The sequence below is a fragment of the Paenibacillus piri genome (assembly GCF_004354045.1).
Lineage (GTDB): Bacteria > Bacillota > Bacilli > Paenibacillales > NBRC-103111 > Paenibacillus_S > Paenibacillus_S piri.
In genome coordinates, this window is sequence record NZ_SMRT01000008.1 from 215964 (window position 1) to 236822 (window position 20859).

Annotated in this window: 21 protein-coding genes, 1 tRNA gene and 3 pseudogenes; 10 read left to right on the top strand and 15 right to left on the bottom strand. The window is 45.2% G+C overall.

Annotated features, from left to right (window positions below):
• Window positions 1–138: 138 nt before the first annotated feature.
• The 5 genes from E1757_RS18030 to E1757_RS18050 form a co-directional block, all read right to left on the bottom strand.
• Window positions 139–687, bottom strand: coding sequence for an NADPH-dependent FMN reductase (locus tag E1757_RS18030; RefSeq protein WP_133230571.1), 549 nt, complete (start codon window positions 685–687; stop codon window positions 139–141).
• Window positions 688–764: 77 nt separating this feature from the next.
• A complete protein-coding gene (locus E1757_RS18035; protein ID WP_133230573.1) occupies window positions 765–1937 on the bottom strand; it encodes an MFS transporter in 1173 nt (390 codons plus the stop codon).
• A 61-nt stretch (window positions 1938–1998) separates the two neighbouring features.
• Entirely contained in the window at window positions 1999–2583 is a 585-nt protein-coding gene (locus tag E1757_RS18040) for a TetR/AcrR family transcriptional regulator (RefSeq protein WP_165972170.1), read from the bottom strand.
• A gap of 165 nt (window positions 2584–2748) precedes the next feature.
• The gene (locus E1757_RS18045) at window positions 2749–3303 is read right to left on the bottom strand and encodes an FAD-dependent oxidoreductase (protein WP_165972171.1); all 555 of its coding nucleotides are present in this window, start codon (window positions 3301–3303) and stop codon (window positions 2749–2751) included.
• A gap of 459 nt (window positions 3304–3762) precedes the next feature.
• The gene (locus E1757_RS18050) at window positions 3763–4530 is read right to left on the bottom strand and encodes an SDR family oxidoreductase (protein ID WP_133230579.1); all 768 of its coding nucleotides are present in this window, start codon (window positions 4528–4530) and stop codon (window positions 3763–3765) included.
• Between the two features lie 472 nt (window positions 4531–5002).
• On the opposite strand from E1757_RS18050, the gene E1757_RS37215 reads away from it, so the two are divergent.
• The 3 genes and pseudogenes from E1757_RS37215 to E1757_RS18065 form a co-directional block, all read left to right on the top strand.
• Window positions 5003–5287, top strand: coding sequence for a response regulator transcription factor (locus E1757_RS37215; RefSeq protein WP_133230581.1), 285 nt, complete (start codon window positions 5003–5005; stop codon window positions 5285–5287).
• 12 nt (window positions 5288–5299) lie between these two features.
• Window positions 5300–5434: pseudogene (locus E1757_RS37220) on the top strand (helix-turn-helix domain-containing protein); the annotation flags it as partial.
• 410 nt (window positions 5435–5844) lie between these two features.
• Window positions 5845–6063: pseudogene (locus tag E1757_RS18065) on the top strand (hypothetical protein); the annotation flags it as partial.
• 2 nt (window positions 6064–6065) lie between these two features.
• On the opposite strand, the gene E1757_RS18070 reads toward E1757_RS18065, so the two are convergent.
• Window positions 6066–6152, bottom strand: a tRNA-Leu gene (locus tag E1757_RS18070).
• 831 nt (window positions 6153–6983) lie between these two features.
• Between E1757_RS18070 and E1757_RS18075 the strand changes: the two genes are divergently transcribed.
• On the top strand, window positions 6984–7382 hold the full coding sequence (locus E1757_RS18075) for a VOC family protein (RefSeq protein WP_133230583.1): 399 nt from the start codon (window positions 6984–6986) through the stop codon (window positions 7380–7382).
• Window positions 7383–7568: 186 nt separating this feature from the next.
• Here the strand turns inward: E1757_RS18075 and E1757_RS18080 are convergent, their stop codons facing one another.
• From E1757_RS18080 to E1757_RS18105, 6 genes are all read right to left on the bottom strand, one after another.
• Entirely contained in the window at window positions 7569–7868 is a 300-nt protein-coding gene (locus tag E1757_RS18080) for a type II toxin-antitoxin system RelE family toxin (protein WP_133230585.1), read from the bottom strand.
• Window positions 7852–8100: a hypothetical protein gene (locus tag E1757_RS18085; RefSeq protein WP_246079258.1), complete on the bottom strand. Its 249-nt coding sequence runs from the start codon at window positions 8098–8100 to the stop codon at window positions 7852–7854. Before E1757_RS18085 ends, E1757_RS18080 begins: the two co-directional genes overlap by 17 nt.
• Before the next feature lie 122 nt (window positions 8101–8222).
• Entirely contained in the window at window positions 8223–9983 is a 1761-nt protein-coding gene (locus E1757_RS18090) for a hypothetical protein (RefSeq protein ID WP_133230589.1), read from the bottom strand.
• A gap of 382 nt (window positions 9984–10365) precedes the next feature.
• Window positions 10366–11283 carry a polyprenyl synthetase family protein gene (locus E1757_RS18095; RefSeq protein WP_165972173.1) on the bottom strand — a complete coding sequence of 306 codons (918 nt, stop codon included), beginning with the start codon at window positions 11281–11283 and terminating at the stop codon, window positions 10366–10368.
• A 19-nt stretch (window positions 11284–11302) separates the two neighbouring features.
• A complete protein-coding gene (locus E1757_RS18100) occupies window positions 11303–11935 on the bottom strand; it encodes a response regulator transcription factor (RefSeq protein WP_133230593.1) in 633 nt (210 codons plus the stop codon).
• Entirely contained in the window at window positions 11932–14253 is a 2322-nt protein-coding gene (locus E1757_RS18105) for a sensor histidine kinase (protein WP_133230595.1), read from the bottom strand. The genes E1757_RS18100 and E1757_RS18105 overlap by 4 nt, the downstream gene beginning before the upstream one ends.
• A 77-nt stretch (window positions 14254–14330) precedes the next feature.
• Here E1757_RS18105 and E1757_RS18110 point away from each other — a divergent pair, with 77 nt between their 5' ends.
• The 4 genes from E1757_RS18110 (at window position 14331) to E1757_RS18125 (ending at window position 16525) form a co-directional block, all read left to right on the top strand.
• Complete coding sequence (locus E1757_RS18110; RefSeq protein ID WP_133230597.1) at window positions 14331–14528, top strand: hypothetical protein; 198 nt, start codon at window positions 14331–14333, stop codon at window positions 14526–14528.
• A gap of 294 nt (window positions 14529–14822) precedes the next feature.
• Window positions 14823–15188 (top strand): LytTR family transcriptional regulator DNA-binding domain-containing protein, encoded by a 366-nt coding sequence (locus E1757_RS18115; protein ID WP_165972174.1) that lies wholly within the window; start codon window positions 14823–14825, stop codon window positions 15186–15188.
• Between the two features lie 40 nt (window positions 15189–15228).
• Window positions 15229–15417, top strand: a complete 189-nt coding sequence (locus E1757_RS18120) for an aspartyl-phosphate phosphatase Spo0E family protein (protein ID WP_133230601.1) — start codon at window positions 15229–15231, stop codon at window positions 15415–15417.
• Between the two features lie 682 nt (window positions 15418–16099).
• Window positions 16100–16525, top strand: a complete 426-nt coding sequence (locus E1757_RS18125; RefSeq protein WP_133230765.1) for an exosporium protein C — start codon at window positions 16100–16102, stop codon at window positions 16523–16525.
• Window positions 16526–16750: 225 nt separating this feature from the next.
• On the opposite strand, the gene E1757_RS18130 is transcribed toward E1757_RS18125, so the two are convergent.
• Both E1757_RS18130 and E1757_RS18135 read right to left on the bottom strand, forming a co-directional pair.
• Window positions 16751–17458 (bottom strand): DNA alkylation repair protein, encoded by a 708-nt coding sequence (locus E1757_RS18130; RefSeq protein WP_133230603.1) that lies wholly within the window; start codon window positions 17456–17458, stop codon window positions 16751–16753.
• A 202-nt stretch (window positions 17459–17660) separates the two neighbouring features.
• A complete protein-coding gene (locus E1757_RS18135; protein WP_133230605.1) occupies window positions 17661–18389 on the bottom strand; it encodes a MerR family transcriptional regulator in 729 nt (242 codons plus the stop codon).
• A 124-nt stretch (window positions 18390–18513) separates the two neighbouring features.
• On the opposite strand from E1757_RS18135, the pseudogene E1757_RS37225 reads away from it, so the two are divergent.
• Window positions 18514–18705, top strand: a pseudogene (locus E1757_RS37225) (Hsp33 family molecular chaperone HslO); the annotation flags it as partial.
• Window positions 18706–18994: 289 nt separating this feature from the next.
• Here E1757_RS37225 and E1757_RS18145 read toward each other — a convergent pair.
• The gene (locus E1757_RS18145; protein WP_133230609.1) at window positions 18995–19882 is read right to left on the bottom strand and encodes an AraC family transcriptional regulator; all 888 of its coding nucleotides are present in this window, start codon (window positions 19880–19882) and stop codon (window positions 18995–18997) included.
• 217 nt (window positions 19883–20099) lie between these two features.
• Between E1757_RS18145 and E1757_RS18150 the strand changes: the two genes are divergently transcribed.
• Window positions 20100–20855 (top strand): SDR family NAD(P)-dependent oxidoreductase, encoded by a 756-nt coding sequence (locus tag E1757_RS18150; protein ID WP_133230611.1) that lies wholly within the window; start codon window positions 20100–20102, stop codon window positions 20853–20855.
• Window positions 20856–20859: the final 4 nt, after the last annotated feature.

Below are 20859 nucleotides of genomic sequence, written 5' to 3' on the forward strand. Positions count from 1 at the left end.
CAAATACACCCCAATTTCCCAGAAGATGCGCGCATTTGGCAACCTATGGACAGAATTCGGCAAGGATTGAAACCGAATACGAACAAGCCTTCCTGGCGACGGAAGAGCTTGTTGTTTTACCTATAATGCGGACCCCGGTCAGCTTCGAACCGATTTTAAAGCGGTAGACCAACTAATTACTTGCTTCAACATTTCATTTACATGCGTAATGTGTAATTCGGCAGGCTTAAAGGTCGTATAATTCTCAAAGTCCGTAAAGATGTTTAGTGCGGGGTGTGTACGAACGTCTGCCACCTGCAGCTCCGCTAGAATTCCACGCAAATGTTCAGCGGCGCGTGTTCCGCCTGAGGAACCGTAACTGACAATACCGGCTGCCTTGTTGTACCATTCAGTTCGTGCAGAATCCAGTGCATTTTTTAATACTCCAGTAATGCTGTGATTATATTCCGCAGTGACGAATACGAATCCATCTAAGCCGGATATTTTCTTAGCCCAAGCCGCAACTTGCCGTTCGCCTGAAGGGTCTCCGAGAAACGGTAAGTTGTAGTCTGCGAGATCCACGATTTCGTATGATGCGTCACCACGTTTTTCTGCGATATCCATAATCCATTTCCCGACTTGCGGGCTTACTCTCCCTGGGCGCGTACTGCCGATAATAATTCCAATATTCAAATCAGCGGTCGACATTGTTTTTTTCCTCCTTGTAGGGTATATACTTGTAGTGTTAGTTATTTACAACTAACATAACATTCAAAAAAATCGGTTTAGGATGTTTGATTAATCTTCCCGTCTTTATCCTCCTTTCCGCTTAGTAAGGTTCGTCTTACAAAAACGGTGAAGATCAGTAAAGAAATCAACCCGGAAACAGCACATGCAGCAAATAGGAAGGAGTAGCCTAGGAACTGGGAAATCAATCCGAGTATGATTGATCCGAGCCCAATCCCTAAATCCATAGCCGTGAAGAAGGAAGCAGTGGCTACGCCTTTTTGGTCAGAAGAAACGAGGTTAAGAGTTGCTGCCTGAAGCGTGGGCTGAGCTGATCCGAACCCAATACCATACAGAATTGCCGAAGCAATGACGCTTGGTAATCCATTGGATAAACTCAAGATGAATAGAGCGATGATTGTAATAATTAAAGACAGGATAATGATCGAAGTTTCGTTAAAACGATCCGCCAGCTTCCCTGCAACAGGGCGGGCGAGGGTCAGGGCAATGGCGTAGACCAAAAAGAAAGTACCTGCGTTAACTTGAATAGATCCGGCGAACAGCGGCAGGAATGTGGTGATCCCCCCATACGTAAGGGCTAAGAAAAATATCGCCACAGATATTGGCAGGACGGATTTGTCGAAAAACACAGCTTTTCGTTTGTTGTCCAGTCGTAAGGCAGGCACCTTGATCACGAGAGCGAGAAGGATGGCTGCAACAGATAAACAGGAGGCTAGAATAACTAAATTGCGGAAAGAGTAATTTTGAACCATCCACACTCCGACAATGGGGCCGATGGCCATGGATACACTCATGGACATGCCATACCAGCCCATTCCTTCACCTCGGCGCTGAGTAGGGATCACATCGGTAATCGCAGTGCCGATAGATGTGGTGGAAATGGCCCAACCGCAGCCATGAAGTATTCGCAGAAGAAACAACAAGAGAATTCCGCTAGCCCAGTTGTATAGAAACATAGCTATGGCGAAAACAATCAGCCCTGCAAGGATAAAGAAGCGCCTGCCGAAACGATCTAAGAGACCGCCAATAACAGGACGAACAACAACTGCGGACAAGGTAAATCCGCCGATGATGAATCCGAGCTGCGATTCGCCGATACCTAATTTTTTGATATAGAGCGGTAATGTCGGGAGGAGCAAATAAAACCCGAAGCACAAAAAGAACATCGTCATCATTAGTCCAATAAACGATTTTGTCCACAAACGGTCCACCAAAACACCCCCTTTTTCAAATAAAGTTAGTTATTAACAACTAACATTAAGACTAAAAAAATTAGGGTTGTAAACCCTTAGCTATAATGGATATTGACTCTTGCAGGTTATCGTCAGGGAAGGGTGACGCGATGCCTTCTAAAAGCAGGCCTGAAATAAATTTCCCGTAATTAAACCGCATGAGCGTCAAGGCCTGTGATTGAGGATTGCCCTTGATCACCTTGCCTTTTTGCTGCATGACACGGAAATATTCAGTGACCATTGTAAGAAACTTGATCGCATTATTGTGCAAGCTCAGATGGATTGCAGGCATTGTTTTTCGTTCCATGATGGAGATTAAATAGATTTCTTTGTTTCTATTCAACACCTCATGGTACAACTCACTGATCATTAACAAATCCTTTTCCAGCTCGTATGTGATGTTCTTTTGGTTGAGCTGCTCGATCGGAGCAGAAGAAAGAAAGCTATTAATAATGGCATCTAATATAGCCTTTTTAGAGCCAAATGTCCGAAATACGGTCATCTCACTAACGGATGCAGCAGTGGCGATTTCCTTAATCGTTACCGCTTTATATCCTTTCTCGGACATTAGATCAACAGTAGACGATATTATCTTATCGGCAGTGTTTTCTGTTTTGGCACTCAAACGAATCATCCTCATTCGTTAGTTATAAATAACTAACATTTTTTATTTTAAAAGTACACCCTTCTGAAATGATTGTCAAGGGCCCCCCGCTATTAAGTTTATGAAAAACCCCCGTCTGTGAGTAGTACCGCATTGGTCGATAGGAACTTCATGATTTGGGCCGCGTCACCCGAAGTTAGAGCAGACATGAATTGTTCCACCAAGCTGGTTGATTTCTCCAGGTCCAAGATCGATGGCTTGTGCGTACGAATTTGTCCTTAACATTGCATAAATGATATGACGTGTCATCGGATCGTTAAATTCTTGTTCGACCCAACTCCTCAGACTGATCGCCGGCACTGAATTGGCATCGAATTTTCTTAACTTGTTATAAAACTTTATAAACTCCATCTTACCTGACCAGCTTAGGTTTTGTGAAAATATAAATTTATACATATGGGTTACCTTATTATTCCACAGAAAGGATACGTTCGTGCCGGGAGAGACTCCATCCATTCTTATCCCTAAATCTTGAAAAATTTGATGCAAAGCCCCTCCCTTGATTATGGCATGCGAGCCAATATCGAAGATAGCCCCGTTTTTCTTGACAGATATTGCCCGACCGCCGAGCTCTTTGGCTCTCTCGAAAAGGACAACGGACTTGCCTGCCTGGGCCAAATCAATTGCCGCCACCAAACCGGCAAATCCTCCACCAATGATCGCCACATCAAACTGTTTCATCGAACATCTCTTCCTTCGCTGTTTATTCATTCATAAACTAAGATGGATATTGTTGTGGATCTGTGACAAGATTCGTTAATCATTCTTTGGGAAGCCTTCGAACTTCGGACTATACATCATTTTAGAAATTTGAAGAATCCTATCAGTTAGCTGAGCGATGCCGACAAAAAATCCGGACTATATACAACACCAACGGCAAAGAAATGTTTCAAATCACGACAAAAACGGGAGTCGCAGTGCAGCTCCCGTTTCAATTCATTCAACTATCATTCCCCGCGAAAAGTCCACAGCGGTGTCTTGTCAAGCTATCGTACCCATTAGAAACCAAAGCCACTTGCCCATGGGTTGTCGGCCGCATTCACCTTGACTTCTACGCGACACACCGAACCAGCGCCCAATTAGAAGGGATCGACTAGATTCGTACCCGACAATCCCTTCGATTATGCATTCAAGACTATATCACCACGGAAGTGGGCCGTCCTCGTTGGAGAACGTGCCCGTCGGACCGTTCTCATCGAGGAGCGCGAGGCGCACGGGCTCACGTGCGGCCTGTTGAACGGTGCGCGTGCCCGCGAAGCCATTAATGTCCGTCGCGGTGAAGCCTGGGCATACAGCGTTGACCTTGATGCCTGTCGACTCAAGATCCGAAGCGAAGGCGAGCGTGATCGCGTTTAGGGCAGTTTTCGACGGGCAGTAAACGACGTCGATCATCCCCCACAGTGGACCATTCGGGTCCGAGTTGATTGTTAGCGAGGCACCGGCGCTCGATATGTTGACGATGCGTGCTGCCGGCGCTTCACGAAGGAGTGGTAGCATCGCTTGAGTGACGGCAATGACGCCGAACACGTTCGTCTCGAACACCACGCGCACCTCGTCAAGAGACGCGACGCTCGCTCGGCCCGACATCGCAATTTCCTGAAGCGGCCTGCCCGGCTTTCCCGCATGCGCGATGCCCGCGTTATTCAACAACACATCGAGACGGCCGAACTCGTTCCGGATGCGCTCTGCCGCTGCGGCGATGGAGTCCTGATTCGTGACGTCGAGTTGGAGGGCTCGGGTATCCGCTCCGACGCTCTTCGCGGCGTTCTCCCCATCCTCGAGGTTGCGCGACCCGACGAGCACAGTGAAGCCGTGCGCAGCGAGATCCTTCGCAATTTGAAGACCAATTCCTTTGTTGGCCCCGGTGACCAGGGCGACGGGTTTCTCCTGCCTAGTAATCTGTTTCATCCGCCATACCTTCCTTCACTGTTTAGTCTTTCATAAACTAAGATGGGGAACGTAGGGGATCTGTGACATTATTCGTTAATTTTTATTCGTTAATTTTTTTGGTTCTTAGGAAGTTGTCCGAATATTTGACCGTGTTGGGACCAAATCGCTTATCGTTACCGGGCTAATCGTGGTGGGAATATCAATTTAGGTCGTGGATAAATACTCATTTGATGCTCTACGTGCCAAAATTCTCTTCTCAGAAGGGATTCAAGAGGAACGCAGACCCAAGTATCAGAAACATATCGACGATTATGAGCTTCGAGACTACATTTCGAAAAGATGTTTCCATCGGTGTTGTTCGTGAGCGTGAAGAGCTCCTTGGCATCGACATTTCCACTTGATTGAGAAATTGGGAAAGGTGAGCGGCTGGAATCCGAGCAAGTGGATTCCTCATTCTGGATCTCATGATGGATGACGCGACGGGTTCGAAGTGCTGTGTTACTTGAACAATCGCGGATTAGACGTATTGGCTATTGTGGTCAGCGCACGAAGAGCGGAACAGGATAAGATCGCCACGCTTGGACACGGGGCTGACGATTATATGTCGAAGCCCTTTAGTCCAATGGAGTTAATGGCCCGCATTCTAACCGTTCTGCGCAGACGGCATCCTAAATCCAGCCACCCTTCTTTAGTCTTAACGATGGTAGAGTGCGAACTGATGCAGCTCCTTATGCAACATCCCGACCAGGTGATCACGAAGCTTGGAATCTATTAACAGGTCTGGCGACATGAACGGTATGACGATAACAACCTAAGCGTATATATGAGCCGGCTGCGTAAACAGTTGAAACGGGGTCAGTCGTCTTGGGAAATTCAATCCGTGCGCGGCGTTGGTTACCGGCTGACGGGAGCTGGCCTATGAAATTACGCACCATGCTGTGGCTGTCACTTGTGCTGAAATCGGGGTAGACGCGCTGAAACACACCTTGGATCGCGCACACGCAGAACACCCCGCTATTCGTTGGGTGTGGCTGAACGATCAGGGACAATCCCTCTATGATACGGCTGGGCTCAATCCTACATTTACCTTCCATGACTCGGCGATGCTAATGCAGAATATGCCCAAGATTACTTAACGGAAGACGATGTTCATATCCTCACGCCTGCCACCAAGAACGGACAGTCGTATTTCTTGCTCATGAGCATCATCCAAAGACGAGCTTGGCCAGTTTACGCAGCATTTTAATTCCACGACGCATGGAAAGGGCACTGTGAAATTTGCTGGATAATGCGATCCGGTATAGGAAGGATGGATGATATCTTCGGCATAGTTGCGCCAGCCTATTGCTGGCGAATGGTGTAAGTATGAAAGAGTTTCAGGAATGGCTCGGGCATAGCCATTACTCCACGACGGCTAACATTTATGCTCATCTGGACTACAGTTCCAAGATTTCGTCGGCGCAGGTCACGAGCAACACGTTGCAAATCCCAATCAAACAAAAAGCTCTTGAACCGTCACAAGGACAAATTCAAGAGCTAGTTCATTCTTAGGGTGGTGCGGTCAAGAGGACTCGAACCTCCACGGTATTGCTACCACTGGCACCTGAAGCCAGCGCGTCTGCCAATTCCGCCATGACCGCACATTTTGCCTCAACCTGTGCCTCGGATAAAGGAGAGAACTACAGGAGAGACTTGAAACTGTAACACCGGTAAAACCGCATAACGACGCCGGTAAAACCGCATAACGACGCGGATTTTGAGGAATTACGATCGACTTTCGCGCAAGTACCTGAATCTAGCGCGTCTGCCAATTCCGCCACGACCGCACAGTACTGACAGGCTTGGCTTCCGTGTCAGAATTACAATCTACCATGAATATTATTGCTTTGTCAACAGAAATGAATGCTGACGCTTGAATTTTCAAGCTGGCTGATAAATGAGTGGAATGAAACGGAACAAACTGGTATGGATTGTCGTTCACTTGACCCATATTGGATTGGTCGTTCCAACAGGGTGAAAAGGTTCGACAGGGAGGCTACATTACAGAAGAGCTTTTGGATAACTGCAACGAAGGAGAAGGACACGACGTTCCTTCTCTGTTATGGAATAAACCGCTGAATCCAGTTCTTCTTTTTTCTTTGTCGCTTGGATCGGGGAAGCAAAGCGGGATCTTTGATCGGCTTCAATGGTTGCGTGTCGTTCCCTTGGTCTTTGGAGAGGAGAAGTGAAAGTTCTTCCTTGGTTACGCCTTGAGCATCCAGAGTGCATCCATCCTTATTCGATATCATTCGACATGATTCTACCAGAATCTGCCTATCGATTCTGTTAATTTTGTAACAATTTTAAAATAGAGGGGAACAGATAGACATTCCAATATTCAATTTTCGTCAAACGCGCTATAATTATAATCGATAATTTCGAACCCTAAAGCGCGCCATTCGGCAAATTGGAATTAATTAGGAGGGGCAAATGTGACGGCAAATTCATTTCGTCTTCAAATTATCGAACTGCCGGTTAAAAATGTCAAAGAGTCAGCTAAGTGGTATACTGAAATGTTCGGACTGGACTATTGCTTTCCTTATAACGAAGGCGATGAAGAGGCATGGTTAAACGTAAATGGTATGGGGTTTGGCTTGATTCTCTCGAACGAATTGCCAAAATATTTTGTCACGGCACAAGGTGTAAGAAAGCCCTTTTTTACATTCCAGGTCGACAACATTAAGGAGCTCCATGAAGAGATGACTCGGAAGGGCGTACAAGTTCAAGATATGATTTATAAACAAGGCGGCGGCTATAGCTTCCAGTTTTTCGACCCGGATGGACATCTATTGGGAATATGGGGCGGTTGGCCGAAAAAGGAAAACGGTTAGTAAAAATGAAAGAGGGGCGACAGCCCCTCGTACCGCCGTTCTATTATCCAATCTGCATGTTTTCGATTCATCATTTCCATTATTCCACACTCTCTAACTTGTAAAAATAAGTACAAAAAAGAAGACCAGAGAGACGCTCCGATCCTCTTATTAAAATCAAAATCCCAGTAGGATATTTATATTGTGCTAGGTCCTCTTTCTTTGCCAATATACATTCTCCCGCTTATGTTTAATGCCATTTATCCAAACGCTTGCTTCGTCTTCGTCGACCTCAAACACAAGTATAACTTGGTAAAGCCCCAACCTTACCCATTGTCCTTTCAATTTGCCTTTCAGGATTTGTCTTGCGGTAAGAGTTGGTGTAAATAACAGCCGGGTAAACGATTCCAGATAAACTCTTTCCTTCACGTCCGGCGGGTAGGCGAGAATACCGCTGAGTTCATCCAAAGCCGTTTGCGACCAATAGACGCTATACGTTTTGTCCATGCTCAAATTCCTTGACCTTTGTACGTAAATATTCAAGTCCTGCTTCTTTACCGTATATGCGTCCATGCTCGCGATCTTCGCGGCTTTGTTGAACTTGTCGAATAAGGTCAGCATCATCTGCGAGCGATGCGACATCCAATTGCCGAAGGGCGGTTCTTTCCCGTTTCATATTCAAATATCCGATAAAATCGTACACTTCGAGTGCGTCTTGTTCGGGGATTTGATCGATCATTTTTTTCAGTTCTTCCCGGTCTACACTCATACCGTTCACCGCCTTTCGATTGCGCCAATAACGTATTATTCCCATTATACCACAAAAAGAACATGGCGGGCTTTGAAATGGGGTCGTCATATTTACTCGAAAGTCCGATTCTGCTCGTACTGGACGGCCAAATCCAAACCCCGCTGATTGGCGTCCCGGATTAATGCAAAAACTTTCTGGAAAGAAGACGCTTGAAACAACCAGGCAATAGGTACCATTGGCGCGCTTTTGTTGTTGACTCCCAGGCTATAGGCCTCGTTCTGCAATTGTTCCAATTCCGCAATAGCCGTCTTTTTCGCTTCTTCTGTTATCCCGGCATCCACGGTGGTGGTTCCCTCTAGCGCAGTCCCCTCATACTTTAACCCAAGCACTTCACATCTGGCCATATTCTCTAAAATTTGGCGCCGCTGGATCGCATCGTTGCGGGCAAGCGAAGAGGATAGGGTCGTTTTACCGTCGTCCGTCCCTTTTAACTGCGCTTCCAGTTTACCGGTATATTTATCCGTTTTTCGTTTTTTCTTTTTTTCCCGCTCGTCCAGCGTCCTGGTTACCGCTCCTTTAAGCTCATCCACCAAATCTTCCTCATCGGACACGCCGTCTTCGTAATCCGTGAACTTCTCCCTTTCCGCAATCGACTGCTCCACCCCTATCCCTGATGCCGCCGCTAAATGCCGATTATTAAATTTCGCCTTTCGTTTTTTCATCTGCGATTTAATCTGAGGAACGTTGGAGTTCGCGGCTTCATAAACCTCCGACTGCAAAGTCGTCAGGTCCCTTACCCGCTCATCTTTCATTTGAGACACTTTGCTAATAATATCCGTGAACTTGACGATAATCTTCTCAATCCACTCTCTGGCTTTTTCTCCCCAACCTGTATTGGGATCCGGATTACCGAAAAATTCATTCGGCTGAGTAGCGCCGTTCAAAGCGAATTTGAGAAAGGTTTCTCCAAACATCGGCGTGCTCCTGAAAAATTCGACAGGGCTAACGGTTCCCTTTCCCCCGACAATCCCGTTGCAGCCGCTGCAGATCCGCAAAGAATTTTTCAGATCGTTGCTGTAATCGTTGACCATGGCATTGGTTGGGAAGTAATGGTTCTGTGAATTTTTCACAAAGTAAGCATCAAAATTAGTAAACTGTTTGCGAACCTCGGTCTCATGCTGCACGGACAAACTGGCATAATGCGCCAGGTCGAACGCCCTTTCTTTCAGTGTTTCAAAAGGAACCTGGTGGTCGGTCGTCAATTGATCTCTTTTGTATTGATTGGAACAGGCCACACAGGTGTGATAAGTTTCATTGCTCTTATCGGTTCGGGTGAAGTCCTGAACGGTAGTAGCCCAACCGTCCAATTCCTGAGCGATCGAACTCTTGTCATTAGTATCCTTCTTCCACGCTTTTCCATGTGCACCGGTGAAGGGAGTCGCAGAGGAGTCGGATTCCGGAGCCTTGACCGCCGTTACGGGCTGGTCGCCGGAAGGATTTCGAATCGAATTCAAACCTAAACCTACAGGTGTATCCACAGTTAAATCCCGCTTTCCGGATAATGCCTTGTAAACATCGGCCAGTTGTTCTTCGCTGATATGGTTTTTGGCGCTACGCTCTTTTTCAATAATGTCCTCAAGTTCTTTTTGGGATAGAAACTTTAGATAGTCCGGGTCTAAATCTTTGATTCGCTTCTTAAGCTCCGTATTGAATTCCCGATAGCCTTCGGCTTCAATCGTTACACTCGGATCATCAAGCAAGAAATCTGCAAACAGCTTTTCATTGCCGCTATAGTTCGAGTAGCTTGCAGTACCGCGAATTTTGGTCGCCATATCCTTACCTTTCTGATTTTTAACCACCCGTTGAATCATACGATTCCCCGTGCCTGCCGAATCCATGGATCTGTGGAGCAACTGCCCTAGTGCTCTATTTCCGATGGTTTGGTGTAAACCGGTCACGAGCATGGGGGAATTAGCACGCCCCGACGCCATAGGTGGGGACGACGACGCGGAGAGAACTGCCGCATTGGAACGAACAGGTTCTCGCGATGGGGCTCCTGTTTGAACAGGGTTGGATCTGGTTGGTCCGGTTGCTTTCATCCCGTTATGATTCCTCCTTGCAATATTATGGCCACTCGGTGTTCACCGAGGCAGATTTGGATGGCGTATGACTATTGGACATGTATGAACAACCCGGTCAAGTTTTACGGCCCCCTGAAAAATCGGATCGTTCGGGGACGCTGTTTCGCTTGCTTCAATCCAGGAACGAAGCATATGTCATTTCTTTAAACTGTTCTTTCCAGGGAGAGGAGGCCTGCAATTGCTCATATATTTCCTCCGCCTTTTGAATACATACGGATTGGACAATTCGGGCATATTCCAGACACCCGGATTCATGAATCATTCGAACGATGTCTTCTTTTTCCCGCAAAAGCTCATCTGCTTGAATTTTGCCTTCATAATAGTCCTTGATTTTGCTAAAGGCCGCATCGTCATTGGAGAGCAAATACAGGATGGGCAGCGTACGCTTCTTGGTGAACAGATCGCTTTTTACATGGAATTGAGCCAGGTCTCTCATATCATTTTGGATTTGATGAATAAGGCCGATGCAATCGGCCAAATCATGCAGCTGTTCAACCGTTTCCGCCGCGCATGCCAAATTCGAATACCCCATAAAGCAGGCGAACCGGAATAAGGAGCCCGACTTCTCCTGCGTCATAAGCACGTAATCGTCTGCCGACGATATGGAATTGGTCACATCCTTTTGTTGTCCATTGACCGATCTCGAAATGATTTGGCTTACTTCGACAAGCGCCCTGTCCTTGACCTGCAGCTGCCCCAATTCCCCGACAACTCCCATGAGCAGAGCCAGAATGGCGTTCAACGCGACAGCCTGCGGGCATTGGCGCCACGGCTTGCTGTCATGATCCTGATCCTGCAAATCATCCATAATATCCAAAGCTAAAATGACCAGTTCCGTCACTGCCGCCATGCGATGAAGATGAGGCGAGTTTCCGCCTAACATGTAATGCGTACAAACCGTAATCTTCGACCATGAGGCGTTTTCTTGCTCCTTGTCCGCAATAAAGGTTTTAAGCTGCGTATTTAAATCTTCTACATCGATGTGGTCGTCCACAATGCGGTACATATGATGCTTGATCTCCTGGTTCAATTGCCATACCCTCCTGAGCTTATGAATAATGCTGGTGTTTGATAAACTTCTCCAATGCCTCCGCTTTTGACTTTGCCCCCAATTTTTCATAAATCTTGCGTAAATAATTGTCGACCGTTCGTTTGCTCGTATGGATTCGATCCGCAATTTGTTCGTATGTGGCTCCCTTGACTACCATGTTCATCATGAGCAGTTCTTCCTCATTCAGCGCGTAATCCTCCCGGGCATAAGCGCCGCCAAATTGGATATTTCGATAAAAGGAAAGCGGCAGCATCGTATAGCCATCCAGAATGCAGTTCACCATATTTTTAATTGTCCGTTCGCTTGACTCCTTCGAGAGCACACCGCTTACGCCAAGCTCGATAGATTTCAAATAGATTCCGGTCAAGTCGACTCCGGTAAAAATGACGATATGAGTGTCAGGGTAGCTGTGCTTGATCTGCGCGGCGACTTCCATACCGGATGTGACGGGGAGATGATAATCGAGAAAAACAAGTCCCGGTTGATGCAGCGATACCAGTTCCATGCATTGTTGGCCATTGCCGACTACACCAATCACTTCAATCCCGTCGATACTGTCCAGCAGCGCTTTCGTCGCGTTCGCGACCAAAGGATGATCGTCAACAACAAGTGTTTTCATACCTTTACTCATGCCGACATCGCCTCCTCTGTCGGGATCGTAATGGTGACCTTCGTTCCTCCGCCGGTTCCCGTGATGATTTCCATCTGTCCGCCCATATGCACGATCCGGCTTCTTATTTGCTCGATCCCCATTCCCGAGGAACCGATTCGCCTTGGCTGCGCTTCTTTGTCGTCAAACCCTACCCCATCGTCTTTGTAGCTCAAATAAAAACTTCCGTTTTTTTCCGAGGTTTGAAAAGTGACTTTAGAGGCTTGCGAGTGTTTTTTCGCATTGTTGAGCAGTTCTTGAACGATGCGGAAAATATGCCGTTTGGTCTCCAAATCTTTATTTTCAATAGACGCATCTTGTTCGCCAACGAATTCAAGCTGGAATGGGGTCGTATACGCCTCTTTCTCCACGTACATTTCCAACGTTCGGATCAAACCGATCTCTTTGAGCAGATGGGGATTTAATTCAAAGCAGCTTTGCCGCAAACCGGTATTGATCAATTCTACATAATGAATCATGGAATCCAGCTGCTCCCGATCTTCCTTATGCAGAGCATGCTTTTCTCCTAATGCAACCAGTCTTTTTTTGAGAAAGAAGAGATCCTGCATCGTTGTATCGTGCAAATCGATAGCGATGCGAATCCGTTCCTCCTCCTGCAATTCAAACATCACCTTGCGAAACCATTGAATATCTTGCGCCATGTCTTCATGAGGAAGGTGTGAAGCGAGCTGCTGCAGTCTGGCGGTTAGCTTGCGGATCAGATGAACATTCTCCAGGCTGACTTCCAAATACGAGGTAATCAGGCGCAGCCACTGAATTTCTTCCTTTCCAAGCAGCGTGTTCGCTTTTTTTCGCGTGATGACCAAATAGCTTGTATACGCTTCATGGCTATTCATTTCAATGAACGTATATTGCGAATGAACGGGCATTGCGGACGAGCCGACAAGCCGGCGAATTTCTACAACGTCGATTTCCCCTTCATGAATGACCTCGGTATCGCTCTCAAATTGGAACACAATAGCAGCCCCTTTGACTTGAAGGGTCTCCACAATATCGACGAGAACAATATCTTTCAGCTCACGAATGCTGGAGATCGTCCCGAGGCTTCTCGAAATCTTTTTCAAAGCCGATTGCAGAACGAATTTCCTCGGGAACAGAAACGGCTCCAATCGCGTTGTCCAATATTCGGCTGCATACAGCACCGATGTAACAAGAATCAGCGAACCGATAAATATAAACGAAACTTGCCTTTCGTCCGTCCCATGGCGAAAAAATAGTATGAAAATCCCTGTAAACACGCTGACAGGAATGACCGCCAGCAGGCCGGCGAACAAGATTCGCCGGATCACAAGGCCAAAATCGTACAGCTTGTCGGAAGCGATCAAGTAGGCAAATGAGATCGGGAAAAATAAAATGATCCAGCTTGTGTATAAGGCATCTAAAGCCTGAAATCCAGTTATTACTTTTGGAAGAAAAGAGAGGCAAATAACTGGCAGAAATGAGATCATCCACGACAGCCATACGCTCTTGATGATACTTGCGATGTAGGATGGTTGTTTTCGAACTTTGACGTACAGGGTCGTTAAGATGCACATATTGAATAAAAATCCGACTATGAAAAAGCTTAAGGTGACAGAGTCATGGAAACGGTATACCGTATAAGCCAGCGGCGGGTATAAATACAAGCATCTAAAACCGAAGCTAATAATAGCAAAAGCGTACAAATATTTCAAAATCTTCGAAGGCAATTCAATATTACCTTTTTCCTTGAAAAATACGACCAAAAAATGATAGAACACGATTGGCAGCACCATCATCAAGCTGGCGATGACCAGCTTCCCGACTGCATCCCCTCTAACGGAAGCACCGTAACTCATATAAATAATCGCCATCGTCAGAAAAACAGCTGCCAGCAACCTGGCTGATGGAGAGTGGCGCATTTTTATCAAAAGCAATATTGCCATAAACAAGCACACAATTTCCTCTAATATGGTAACAATATCGTAGATGGCGTCGCTATTGGCGTTTATATTGATGGCGTACTCATACCCGTCTCTGAAAATCACCAGCTTTTGAGCTTGCTCAATTGTTCGCCATTTATAAACGAATGGAGACTCGTCGGGAAGCTTGCCGTCTACTTGCTTGACGACATCACCGACCTGAAGGTCAAGCTTCGTACTAGCGCCCTCGGGAGATTGTTCCTTAATGACCCATTGCTGCTGCGGGGTTAGCCCAAGGTAAATCCCGATGAAGGGGTAATGGAACGTAAGGAGCGAACACCAAATTTGCAAGGTAACAAATATCGTCAAGAAAAGCCCTATTATATACTTTTTTTTCATTGTGACTCTCCTCCTTTTTGTAATTATTTGTTATAATATGTAATGTAGGGAACTTGTCCGGGAAGGGGGTGATCCTTATGCTGACAATCGAGCTTAACCCTCAATTGCATCGTGCCGTGCATACATTGAAAACTGTCGAAGTACGCGAAAATGAAAGCCTTTCCATCAACGAACTGTCCTTGTCGAAAGAAGAGTCCTTCGCAACGATCCGTACCTTCAACCGCCCTGCAAAAAACAGAGCAAAAGATCTGTTAGAACCACGTAGTACATGGTAGTGGTATATAAGTATTATTTTACCAAATAAAAAAAGGATTGTATAATTAGCTTCCGCTAATCATACAGTCCTTTTTTTCATCCTCAAGCATGTTTTTTTTCGTCAATTTGCATAAAAATGAAAAAACCATAGGATTTAATGAACAAAATTATGTGGTGACCCTGGCCCAAATTACTATTAAGATTAAAGTATAAAAATGGAAATCTTTATAATGTCTGAGAGCCGGTTTATGTCGAGAAGGCTAACAAATAATTGTCGACACATTTTCCATAAAGAAATGGAGAAGAGTACATTCATGGATAGCGCCCCGATGACGGTGTTGCGAAAAACCGAATACGGAATGCAGAAGGTCATTATTGATTTATATCGCGACGTGCTGTATATCGAACAAAAAAATGAACGCCTCCTGTATCATACCGAAAACGGCATATACTACGGAATTCAATCGCTGGCGGACCTGGAGGAGTTGGACGATTTTTGGAAACTCGATGGCTGCAACGTAGTGAATATGACGAAAATCAGGAGAATTGGTCGTCATCTGCGAGTATTTTTCACACCGACGCCTTCGAAGGAAAGCAAAAGCGCATCCATCTGCTGGATGATGATGAAGGTGCTGGGAAGCGATATTAAAAAGAAAATGGAGGAAAACAAAACCTCATAAATAACTTGCGTTGACAGCGTCGAAGTCGGAGGTGAATTATATGTACCTAACGGAATCCCTGCTCGAACAAATGCGTTCTCAATTAATAAACCAGGCTTTAAGCGCAGGCAGCTTCACGGACGAGAAAGTCGTTCGATTAAGCCAAGAGCTTGACAAATTTATTGTTGAATATCAAAAAGCAAATCTCCCCCCGTCTTATTATTACTACAAAGCGACTTCGACTGGTTAAAGTAGCGTATTCGAATAGTGCTGCTTATGGCCTGTTGGCGATGGTTGAAAGAGTGCCAGATGACGTAAAGAACCCTACCGATTCCCCATGGTAAAAATTCCAGATGGAGAGATAGAGTTAAGGGAGATAGAACAAAAGATTCCGCCTAGCTCGGTAGTTTGAGTCCCCAGTTTCGCGGCTAAACCTTCGCCGTGCAGTGCAGGAGGAGATTTTTTATAGGCAGCTATATCTTCAGTTTGCTATAAAAAGTTCTAGTATTTTCTTGGCCCATACAGAACACGCATAATAGCTACTTGTTTTTCATCCTCATCTATCAAACCATCATTCCACGTTCCAACTCATCCATCAAACTCTGTACTACCTGAGGTACTGATAGTTCCCTGGAGATGTTTTTCAGCTTCTGCCAATTTGCGGTAAACATCCGTAATCGCCATTTGATTTTCGAAGGTTCCATGCTTATAATGACCAGATAAAAAGGACCGTCAGGATGATCTTCCCTGACGGTTTTTCTTGAATCACATCCGTCCGTCACCAGATAAACGGCATCAGCGGAGGTTTACTGATGTTTCCAGCAACCTTTTGGGAAGCCATATTATTAAATGCAATCATCTTAAATATTTGTCCAATCATTTTCTATATCTCTTGCATATCTTGGAGTATCAAAAAAGAGGAGTTGATATTTTTGGTACGTATTCTTGATAAAGCGGCCGTCCAACCGCGTCGTAGCTTCAACCCGGCCAAATCGTTTACTATTCGGCGTTCCCCGTCAAAATCTGGCATAGCAGCGATCCCAATACGGATTCCAATGAATTCTCAACCGAATCGGGTAGATTTGGTAGTATCCGTTGGTGTCAGAGGTGTCAAAGGCATTGGGCAAATTCGCTTTAGAATCTTCCGAGGTGGAAAAGAAATTTTCAACACACAGCAAGGTATTGAATCTGCGGGTTCAGAAAAAAATTATGTAGTTACCTTCCAGGCTGAAGATAGAAATGTAAGAGCGGGTACCCATGGTTACACAGTCACAGCAGAAAACCTTACTGCAAATACAAGGGTGGATGTTGTAGGACCTATATCGTTTAGTGGGTTAGCTGTTAAAACCAGAAACTAACAGCACCTCTACATCTAGTAAAGATGCTTGCAAAAGCACTCTTGAGATAATGGATTCTCTAAGTGGTAAAAAGGCAGCTCGTTTTTCCGCCAGAAAATGGGCTGCTTTTACACTATTTAAGCCAAGACAAGCTTCATGAGCAGGACTTACTTCATAACATTAGCCCCGCATTGAACTTTCAAGGACGCTCTCCTGAAAGTCCAAAACCATGGAAACCACTTGGGTTTAACACCTTACATGTTTGCGTTTGAAACCAAGCTGTCCTTTATCTACAGCCTTTTGAATATTTTCGAAAGCGTGTATGAGCTTGCTTTTGGTCTTGTCCCGTTTGACTTCTACCGGGCCCACTGCCTTAGCGGTCTCGACAGCCTTATCATGGAGCGGCAAATAAGATACAGCCACTGTGTACATAAAATTGTTCATCGCGTGTTTCGCTCGTTCGGGAGCATCATGAATCGTGCGTTCCACCAGATCAAGCATACCGGCAATTTTGTCTTCGGAAAATTCACCATCCGGACGATTCCCCAACAGCCAGCAATAACAGCTCCAGCCCGCCGACATTCTCAACTCTTCGCCGCTTGCGATCCACTTATCGGCAACCTTTTGTGCGATATCTGCTTCCGCTAGGGTTACGGCAACCACAAAATCGGACAGCATGTAAAAATAAGCCGCATCCATCCAACGGTCATAATCCGCTTCCGTCATCGCATTGGGGTCAGCAATGATGCCGGCAAAGTACATAGCGTCGTAGTTCCCTGTCGTGTAAAGCTGTTCGGCAAGAGGCTGATTGATTTTTGTTTTCTTGAAGATGGGCTTCATCTCGCCTGTCGCCACGCCAAAAAGCGGTTCTTGTGCGCCGTTAGATATGTACATCTTCTTGAGTCGTTGCTTGCCAAGAGCTTCAAGCTCCTGCATCACCATTTCAAAATTCATCGTTCAACACTCCCTTCTTCGGCGGATTTGCTGTTAAGATGATAACAATCAAATCCATCCATTTAGCCTATAACTTATTTAATTTTGTCAGTAACACAGAGCACTCCACATGACTTGTGTGTGTAATATTGTGATGCGATCCCCCTGATTTCTTGACTGCCAGTCAAGCGCTCTACCGCCATAACCTGATTTACTACCCCGTTCATGATTTTATGGATGATACTGCTTCTTTGATGAAAAGATATAGCTCGCTATCCATGCCATAAGCAATCGATTCCGCCACGTTTTTACTGTAATATTGTTCGGCGGATTGAATAAACCCTTCAGGAGCAACTGACTCGATTTCAAGTATCCATCGTTTGGCTAGCGGTACAACCTCGGAATCGCTAGGCAATTTCCCGTTTTCCTTCATTTCACGGAACTCGTCAAGTAAGTTCTTGCCCTCTGAGTTATTTTTCCCCAATTCATTCGTAACTGTCATCTTGTACTTGTTTATCATCTCAACCTTATGATTTTCCGAAAAATAAGGGCTTGCGAGCATTTTCATCAGCTGGATTGTCATCAGGAAACGTTCACTCGATACAGGTCCCCCTACATCAAGTAGTTCAATAATGTCTTGCAATCTGTTTCGAAGTTCAACCAGTTGGTTTATCTTCTCATTTAAACGGGTTAGCTGTAAATTTAGCATTTCCTGGGGATTATAATTAGAGCTATTCATCATGTCTTTTATTTCTTCAAGGGTAAAACCCAATTGCCTGAGCGTTACAATTTGATGTAACCGTACGATATCAGAATCTGTATAAAGACGGTGACCTGATTCTGTTTCATCCGATGGCTTCAACAACCCAATTTGATCATAGTGATGCAAGGTGCGAACAGTAAGTCCCGTTTTATTCGCAACTACTCCTATTTTCAAAGCTTTCTTAACCAAATCTTACCCCCCTTGAACCTAACGCTACGTCATGATTTATCATTTATTTTATCATAAAGGTTGGAGCAAATACCGACAGAAGGGAGTAGAGTTTTATGAATAATTAACCCTATTTGATGATGCAGAATTGCTCGAGACCAAACCAATACAACTATTCTGTGGATGCTCAAAAGAGATGTTCTTTTCTATGCTGTATGCTCTAGGAAAAGAAGAAGTAACCGATGCATACATTGACGCCAATATAATTGAATTTGCATGCAATGTATGTGGCAGTAAATATACGTTCCATCCGGAAGAATTGAAGGATTTTCTCTAGATTGCACTTACGGGGAAGATGTCGTGTTTTTGAAATGCGAAAAGAGGCTGATTCATCAAGGATCAGCCTCTTTCGTTTTGAAGCGTTTAGGAAGCTCAAATCCTAGACCTCTTGAATGCCAGTCAAGCGCACTTTCCCAGTTGAACTAAGTTTCCCAATAACAGCACTCCAAATACATCATGTCCTTACTGTTTTTTTGAGCAGTAATGTCACATCTCATCTATTCTTTGCGAACCATCAATATTAGACACTCCACATGCGCGGAGTGTACAAAAAAGAGGCCAACTATCTAATCCCTCGTGCTTTCGATTCGTCTTAGGTTCTCAGTGTCCCGAGCTGGAGATGAACCGAAGAAACGAGAGTACTCTCGATTAAACTGTGAAGGACTTTGATAGCCAACATGATATGCGGCACTTGCCACTGGATAGCCCTCAAATGCAATGAGGTTTCTAGCCTCCAAAAGCCTTAATTGCTTTTGAAATTGAATAGGACTTAAACCTGTTGCCCTTTTAAACTGACGGTGAAAGGTATTTATAGCCATTCCAGATTTTGATGCCAGCTCTCCAATGTCTATTGGCCTCATAAAATTATCGCGAATCCATTTTACAATCTGGGAAATCTTAGATAAATTACTTTCCCGCAGACCAAATTGCCTCAGATACCATCCTTGTGGTCCCATCAGAACGCGATATAGGATTTCGCGCTCATAAGCTGGTGCAAGAGCTGGAATATCTCTTGATGTTTTCGATAATCTCAATAAGCGCAGCCATGCCTCCATAAATTCAATGTCCATTTCACAAGCTGCGAAATGCTCGGAAGCAGTCGGTAATAGATTTTCAGGAAGATCTCTTAATAAACTCTGAAGAACATTCTGATTCAATTTAAGACCAAGGGACATGTAAGGACGGCCATCACGGTCTGGATGTACAATCGCCGTCGCAGGAACATGCACCGGTAACACGTAATATGATGGCCCTTCCAGGTCAGTGATATGCTCCCCGATTGAAAGAATCTTTGATCCTTGAACCGTAAAACCAATCATCGGCTCGTAGAGCGCTGCGAGTTGATGAGCGGGGATGTCTCCCTTAATCATACTTAGCCCCGGTACTCCGGTTTCAATTTGTCGAGTGCCTGCGCCTTTCATTAGATCAATAATTTCATCAAGGACGTTATTCATGCACTTATTTTATCACACGACTTCTTATCCCTCAACACAGCTCTGAAATACTTCGGAATTTTTAGGCTCTTCATATGACAAATATAAAGGATAATCCGGATTACTCGAAAAGTAGCGTGGTGTTTTTAGGCAATTAAAAGGCATTATTAGATCTATATTATTTCAACAGTTTCTACTAAAATTGAAGCCAGATCGAACACAAAATAAGGAGGATCTTATGAAAATTGCGATTGTAACAGGTGGAAGTAACGGAATTGGAAAAGCGACGGCGCTTGAGCTTGGCAAGCGCGGAATTAGCGTCATACTCACATACAATTCCTATAAGGACCGGGCGGAGGCTGTCGTTAAGGAAATTGAGAAGAATAAAGGCGTTCGGGCATTCGCACTGAAGCTGGATCTGACTCGAATATCGACATTCGAAGGTTTTGTTCTAGAAGTGAAAAAGAGCCTCCAAGACATTTGGAACAGAACGACTTTTGATTACTTAGTTAACAATGGCGGTGTTGGTGGGCCAATGATGTTCACTGAGATGAGCGAAGAATACTTCGACAAGATTCTTAATACGAATTTCAAAGGACCGATTTTTTTAACACAACAACTTGTAGGATTCATGGAGGATGCAGGAGCTATTGTAAATACCACGAGCTCATCCAAAAACCAATCGTTTCCAGGCTACTCCGTCTACGGCTCGTTAAAAGCAGCATTCTCAACTTGGACTCGCTACATCGCCAAAGAACTTGCACCTCGCCAAATTCGGGTCAACGCAGTTTCGCCCGGTCCTACGCACAGCAATTTTGGCGATGGAGTATTCGATAAACATCCTGAATTCATTAAGCCGCTGGCTGAGCAATCTGTATTTGGCAGAATCGGCCAACCCGAAGATATGGCGAAGGTCATTGTGAACTTATTGTCCGATGATTTCGGCTGGGTTACAGCCCAGGACATTGAAGTGTCTGGCGGACATTTGCTTTAAGCAA